Below are 4,929 nucleotides of genomic sequence, written 5' to 3' on the forward strand. Positions count from 1 at the left end.
TGGGTATTTTATAGGACGCATCGTTATATTCCTCTTTTTGGCATTATCATACCATATCTAGCCATTCTCTACTATTAGCTTTGAGAGACTACTAGCATGATTTAAACAATAGGATTAACTCCTAAACAGGCTAAGCCTGAATTTCAGAATCCGACAGGTCGTCCGGCGAATCCGACAGCTTTGCAAGAAAGCCTGCCCGCTGCGCAGCAAACTGGCGATATTGCACCAAGGCGATTTCATCTTCCGGATTGGACTCCAAATAAACCTCCAGCTCTAGGAGCGTCTGTTCGATGCGCCGCAGCGCATCCGTGCCTGCGTATCTGGTCTCAGCCAGCTTACGTAAATGTTTTAACAAATCATTCATGTTTCTTTCCTCCTGTTGCCCTATTCTATTGTTTTGCACATAAAAAAGCAGACCTGCAAAAATGTCGGCTTCGTTACCTACTATATTCAGGTGCAGCGCGATTAGAACGGCTAACGGGAAAGGGAGAAGCTTTGTCCATCGCAGGATGATTCAACCACCGCCTCGCAGGGTACAGATAGTTAACCAATCAAAAAGGAGTGGGTCAAATGACAACTCAAAATCGAAATGTAGAAATTGAAGAACGCCACGTGGAGAAAAAAACGGATTCCAGCATGGTCGCATCTACATTCATCAAATATACCGCATATATCATCATCTTCTTTGGCGCTCTATATTTTCTCGTTCGCTATGTATTCCCGATGTTCTAGGTTTTACATGTAAAATGATAAGAAGCTCTCCAGGCAGCAGTCCTGGAGAGCTTCTTTTATTTTGGATCCACCATCGATTCCAGCTGCAAAATGTTCTAACTCACCTAAAGACCCGCCAGCACCTGATACCAGATGCCTTTCTTCGAATACAGGCTCTCTCTGACCTCCGGCCATCCGCCAAGATACGAAATATCGAATAAATCCTCCGGCACTGCAAAACGGTCCTTCGTATCCGCCGCGACCTTCCCGTCTACCGAACGAAAGCCGTGCTCAGTGAATAAACGCTGCGCTTCCTCGCTGTGCAAATACGCGATAAAGGCTTCGGCAACCTTGCGCGTGCCATGCTTTTCGACGTTTTTGTCAACTACAGCCGCCGGATTCTCGATCAGAATCGTGCTTTTCGGTATGACAATTTCATAATCGACGCCCTGATTTACACGGGCAATCAGCTCGTTTTCGTAAGTTACGATCACATCGCCTACGCCATATTCGAATGCTGCCATCGATGCGCGGCCGCTCTTGTCGAGCGATTCGACGTTAGCGTGAACCGCTTTTAGAAAGCTTTTGGCAAAGGCAGGATCTTTAACGCCATTCTGTTGTTCAGACTGCTTAAGCCCCGCTCCATAAATCGCGTTAATATCCCACTGCGCTCCGCCCGACGTCTTCGGATTCGGATAAAGCACCTTTACGCCTTCCCGCGTCAAATCATTCCAATCCTTTATTCCTAGTGGATTGCCTGTTCGAGTACCCAGTACAACAATGGAATTCGTAATGACTCCGCTATTGCTCTGTGCCTTCCAATCATGCGTAATGAAACCGGCACTCGCAATTTTGTCCAGATCGCCCTCCATCGCCAGAATGGCGACATCTGCCTCGAAGCCGCCAGCTATCGCACGTGCCTGCGTGCCCGACGCCTCATAGGATTCCTGGAATGTCACCTTCTGCCCCGTTTCCTCCAGCCAATGCGTTTGGAACTTAGGGAGCAGCTCAGCGAAGGCATCCTTCACAACCGAATATGCACCGATGACAAGCGTGACATCGCCGTTTTGTACGGAAGATTCAGTACCGTTGCCGTTCGTCTGCGCAGCCTTGCCGCAGCCGGCAGCTGCAAGCAGCATTACCGCGGCAAGCAGCAGCGTGAACATGCGCTGGCTTGTTGCTCGACTTCTCTTCATGTTTGCATACAACTCTTTCTGCTTAGATATCTTAAATATGGATAGGCATCGGATCTACCTTAAGTTTATTTTCCGCAATCCAGCTCTCGTTATCATTGAAGAGATACGCACGGTGCACCAGCACGCTTACCTGATCGCCAGGGTGCAGCACTTCCTTCTCAAGCGAACGGTACGTAATCAGCTTCGTGTTGCCTACGAGGAGCTCGACCATCCATTCGCTGCCCCGGAAATGCAGATGCTTCACTTTTCCCGGAAGCGTAGCGGAAGCCAGCTTAATTTCTCCCGGCTTGCCGATTTCTATATATTCAGGACGAATGAGCGCTTTTGTTCCCGGCCGATTTGCCGCATCCTCGAAGCCCTTAAGCTGCGCGATATTGTCCACGATCGTCGATTCGCCGATAAATCCGGCGACGAACGGCGTCTGCGGATTTTTGTAAATATCCCATGGACTGCCCTTCTGCTCCAGCTTGCCCTTGCTAATAATCATAATTTCGTCGGCTACCTCGATCGCTTCCTCTTGGTCATGCGTAACGAAGATCGAGGTAATGCCCACGCGCTCGATCATTTCCTTCAGCCAAGTACGCAGCTCCGTGCGGATCTTGGCGTCAATCGCGGCGAACGGCTCGTCGAGCAGCAGCAGCTGCGGCTCTGGCGCGAGAGCTCTTGCGAAGGCTACGCGTTGGCGTTGACCGCCAGATAGTTGATGCGCGTAGCGGTGCTCGAAGCCTTTCAGACCCGTCAGCTCTATAAGGTACATCACGCGCTCGCGAATTTGCTCCTTCGACTGCTTCTTCACTTTAAGTCCGAAAGCGATGTTATCATAAACGGTCATATGCTTGAACAGCGCATAGTTTTGAAAGACGAAGCCGATCCCGCGCTCCTGCGGAGGCAGGTCGTTAACGCGCTTGCCGTGAAAGATTATATCGCCTGAGGAAGGCGTTTCAAGCCCGGCCAGCATACGAAGTATGGACGTTTTACCGCCGCCGCTCGGTCCGAGCAAGCCGATTAGTTGGCCCTTTTCAATCTCAAAGCTGACATCCATCACCGCATGAAAATCGCCGAAGTTTTTATTTAGATCCCGCACTTCAATATGCATGGCCTAATGCACTTCCTTTCGTTTTTTCGCCCATTCCATGAGAAGCAGCAACCCCACGGAAAAAGCCGCAAGGACAAACGCTATTCCATTGGCGGCGACTACGTTGAAATTCTCGACATCCTGATAAACAAGCGTAGTAGCGGTCTGCGTTTTGTTCATAATGTTTCCGGAAACGACGAGCACGGCGCCGAATTCACCGAGCGAACGCGCTACCGTCAAGACAACGCCATAAATGACGCCCCAGCGAATCGACGGCCAAGTAACCATCCAGAAAGTATACCACGAGTAAGCGCCGAGCGTTGACGCCGCTTCTTCCTGCTGGGCTCCGATTTCCTGCAGCACCGGCATCACCTCGCGCACCATAAGCGGGAACGTCACGAACAAGGTCGCAAAAATCATCCCCGGCAGCGCGTATACGATTTTGAAGCCGGCGTCCTCGAACAAAGCCCCGATCACGGTGTTTGGCCCCAAAATAAGGACGATCATCAAACCGCCAATAACCGGCGATACCGCAAAAGGCAAATCGACCAAGCTATTTAACAGCCGCTTCATTCTCTGTCCGATCCATTCCGCACGAACGAGATAAAGAGCGAGCATAATTCCGAAGATCGTGTTTAAAGCCGTGACGACAACTACGATAATGGCTGTCATCATAAGCGCATGCAGCGATTGAGGCCGCGTGATGGCTTCCACGAATCCGCTCAAACCGTCTGCCCACGAGCCTGTGAAAATTTTAATTAACGGCGCGATTAGCAGCAAAGCAAAGACGATATAAGTTAATGCAATCCACAATTTTCTCATCATTGGCCGGTCCTCCTGGCTTGAATGAGGTTAACGGTCCATAGAATGAAGAAGGATAGCGTAAGCAGCAGCACCGATACGGCAGCCGCCCCTTGCGGATTACTGCTTTCGATCTCTCCGAAAATATAGACGGCAGCGATTAATGTTTTGCCGGGAATGTTGCCGGCTATGAGCACGACGGCTCCGAACTCCGCAATGCCGCGGGAGAAGGCAAGCATAGCGCCGCTCAAAATACCAGGCAGCATGGTAGGAAAAATAACGCTGAAGAATGTCTTTGCGCGCGTAGCTCCTAACGTATAAGCAGCTTCTTCCTCCGATTTATCCATCTCCTCCAGCAAAGGCTGAATCGCGCGGATAACGAAGGGAAACGTTACGAACAGCATAGCTACGACGATCGCTGGTTCATGGAACACAATCTCAATGCCGATCTTCTCTGCCAAACCGCCCACCAGACTGTTAGGTCCAAGCAGCAGCAGGATCATAAGGCCGCCTACCGCTGTAGGCAGCGCAAACGGCAGATCGACAAGACTGTTCAGCAGCCGGCGTCCGGGGAAGCGATAACGAACGAGCACCCAGCCGATCATCGTTCCAAGAAACATATTTAACAGTGTCGCTATAACAGCCAGTTTTACCGTGAGCAGCACAGCTTTCCATGCTAGAGGTTCAGATACGCTTTCCCAGAAAGGGATCCAACCCAGCGAGAAGGATTGCGTATAAATGCCTACGATCGGTAATACGATCAGTATAATAAAATAAAGCATAATGGTGCTGCGAAAACCGAAGCTCCACCCTTTTCCGCGAAACATTGTATTCACTGTGACTTAACCCCCAGACCATCGGCTCGTGCCGCAGGTGTAACAAGATGATCAAAATTATAATTCCTATTAATTTACTAGGTATTGATAATGTAGCATCCGGAATGGGATGAAGTCAATGCTAAATTTAGAAAAACTGATCGCTTGGATAGCATTTTCTTATGCCCAATTTTTCCGCCCAAGCCTCTATGCAAAAAAAAGAGAGGAGCTCAGCATACACTGGTACCCATAGACTGGACACTTTAAAAAAAGGTGTTCAGGCTATGGGTACCTTTTTGTATACTGAAGAAACAACGGAGGGGATTAGATT

Annotated in this window: 6 protein-coding genes; 1 reads left to right on the forward strand and 5 read right to left on the reverse strand. The window is 49.8% G+C overall.

Annotated features, from left to right (window positions below):
- Positions 1 to 130: 130 nt before the first annotated feature.
- The gene (locus L1N85_RS26460; protein WP_235242010.1) at positions 131 to 364 is read right to left on the reverse strand and encodes a hypothetical protein; all 234 of its coding nucleotides are present in this window, start codon (positions 362 to 364) and stop codon (positions 131 to 133) included.
- Between the two features lie 206 nt (positions 365 to 570).
- On the opposite strand from L1N85_RS26460, the gene L1N85_RS26465 reads away from it, so the two are divergent.
- On the forward strand, positions 571 to 732 hold the full coding sequence (locus tag L1N85_RS26465) for a hypothetical protein (protein ID WP_235242011.1): 162 nt from the start codon (positions 571 to 573) through the stop codon (positions 730 to 732).
- Positions 733 to 836: 104 nt separating this feature from the next.
- On the opposite strand, the gene L1N85_RS26470 is transcribed toward L1N85_RS26465, so the two are convergent.
- From L1N85_RS26470 to cysT, 4 genes are read right to left on the reverse strand one after another with little or no spacing between them, the layout of a single operon-like run.
- Entirely contained in the window at positions 837 to 1,907 is a 1,071-nt protein-coding gene (locus L1N85_RS26470) for a sulfate ABC transporter substrate-binding protein (RefSeq protein ID WP_235242012.1), read from the reverse strand.
- 31 nt (positions 1,908 to 1,938) lie between these two features.
- The gene (locus tag L1N85_RS26475) at positions 1,939 to 3,003 is read right to left on the reverse strand and encodes a sulfate/molybdate ABC transporter ATP-binding protein (protein ID WP_235242013.1); all 1,065 of its coding nucleotides are present in this window, start codon (positions 3,001 to 3,003) and stop codon (positions 1,939 to 1,941) included.
- Between the two features lie 3 nt (positions 3,004 to 3,006).
- Complete coding sequence (locus L1N85_RS26480) at positions 3,007 to 3,804, reverse strand: sulfate ABC transporter permease subunit (protein ID WP_235242015.1); 798 nt, start codon at positions 3,802 to 3,804, stop codon at positions 3,007 to 3,009.
- Positions 3,804 to 4,610: a sulfate ABC transporter permease subunit CysT gene (cysT, locus tag L1N85_RS26485; RefSeq protein ID WP_268818494.1), complete on the reverse strand. Its 807-nt coding sequence runs from the start codon at positions 4,608 to 4,610 to the stop codon at positions 3,804 to 3,806. Before cysT ends, L1N85_RS26480 begins: the two co-directional genes overlap by 1 nt.
- Positions 4,611 to 4,929 lie beyond the last annotated feature (319 nt).

This window comes from Paenibacillus alkaliterrae (genome assembly GCF_021532375.1).
In the GTDB taxonomy this organism is placed as follows: Bacteria; Bacillota; Bacilli; order Paenibacillales; family Paenibacillaceae; genus Pristimantibacillus; species Pristimantibacillus alkaliterrae.

What these genes read in the sequence shown, in the direction of transcription:
- L1N85_RS26460 (WP_235242010.1), bottom strand. Translation starts at nt 364, where the DNA reads ATGAATGATTTGTTAAAACATTTACGTAAGCTGGCTGAGACCAGATAC.
- L1N85_RS26465 (WP_235242011.1), top strand. Translation starts at nt 571, where the DNA reads ATGACAACTCAAAATCGAAATGTAGAAATTGAAGAACGCCACGTGGAG.
- L1N85_RS26470 (WP_235242012.1), bottom strand. Translation starts at nt 1,907, where the DNA reads ATGAAGAGAAGTCGAGCAACAAGCCAGCGCATGTTCACGCTGCTGCTT.
- L1N85_RS26475 (WP_235242013.1), bottom strand. Translation starts at nt 3,003, where the DNA reads ATGCATATTGAAGTGCGGGATCTAAATAAAAACTTCGGCGATTTTCAT.
- L1N85_RS26480 (WP_235242015.1), bottom strand. Translation starts at nt 3,804, where the DNA reads ATGAGAAAATTGTGGATTGCATTAACTTATATCGTCTTTGCTTTGCTG.
- cysT (WP_268818494.1), bottom strand. Translation starts at nt 4,610, where the DNA reads ATGTTTCGCGGAAAAGGGTGGAGCTTCGGTTTTCGCAGCACCATTATG.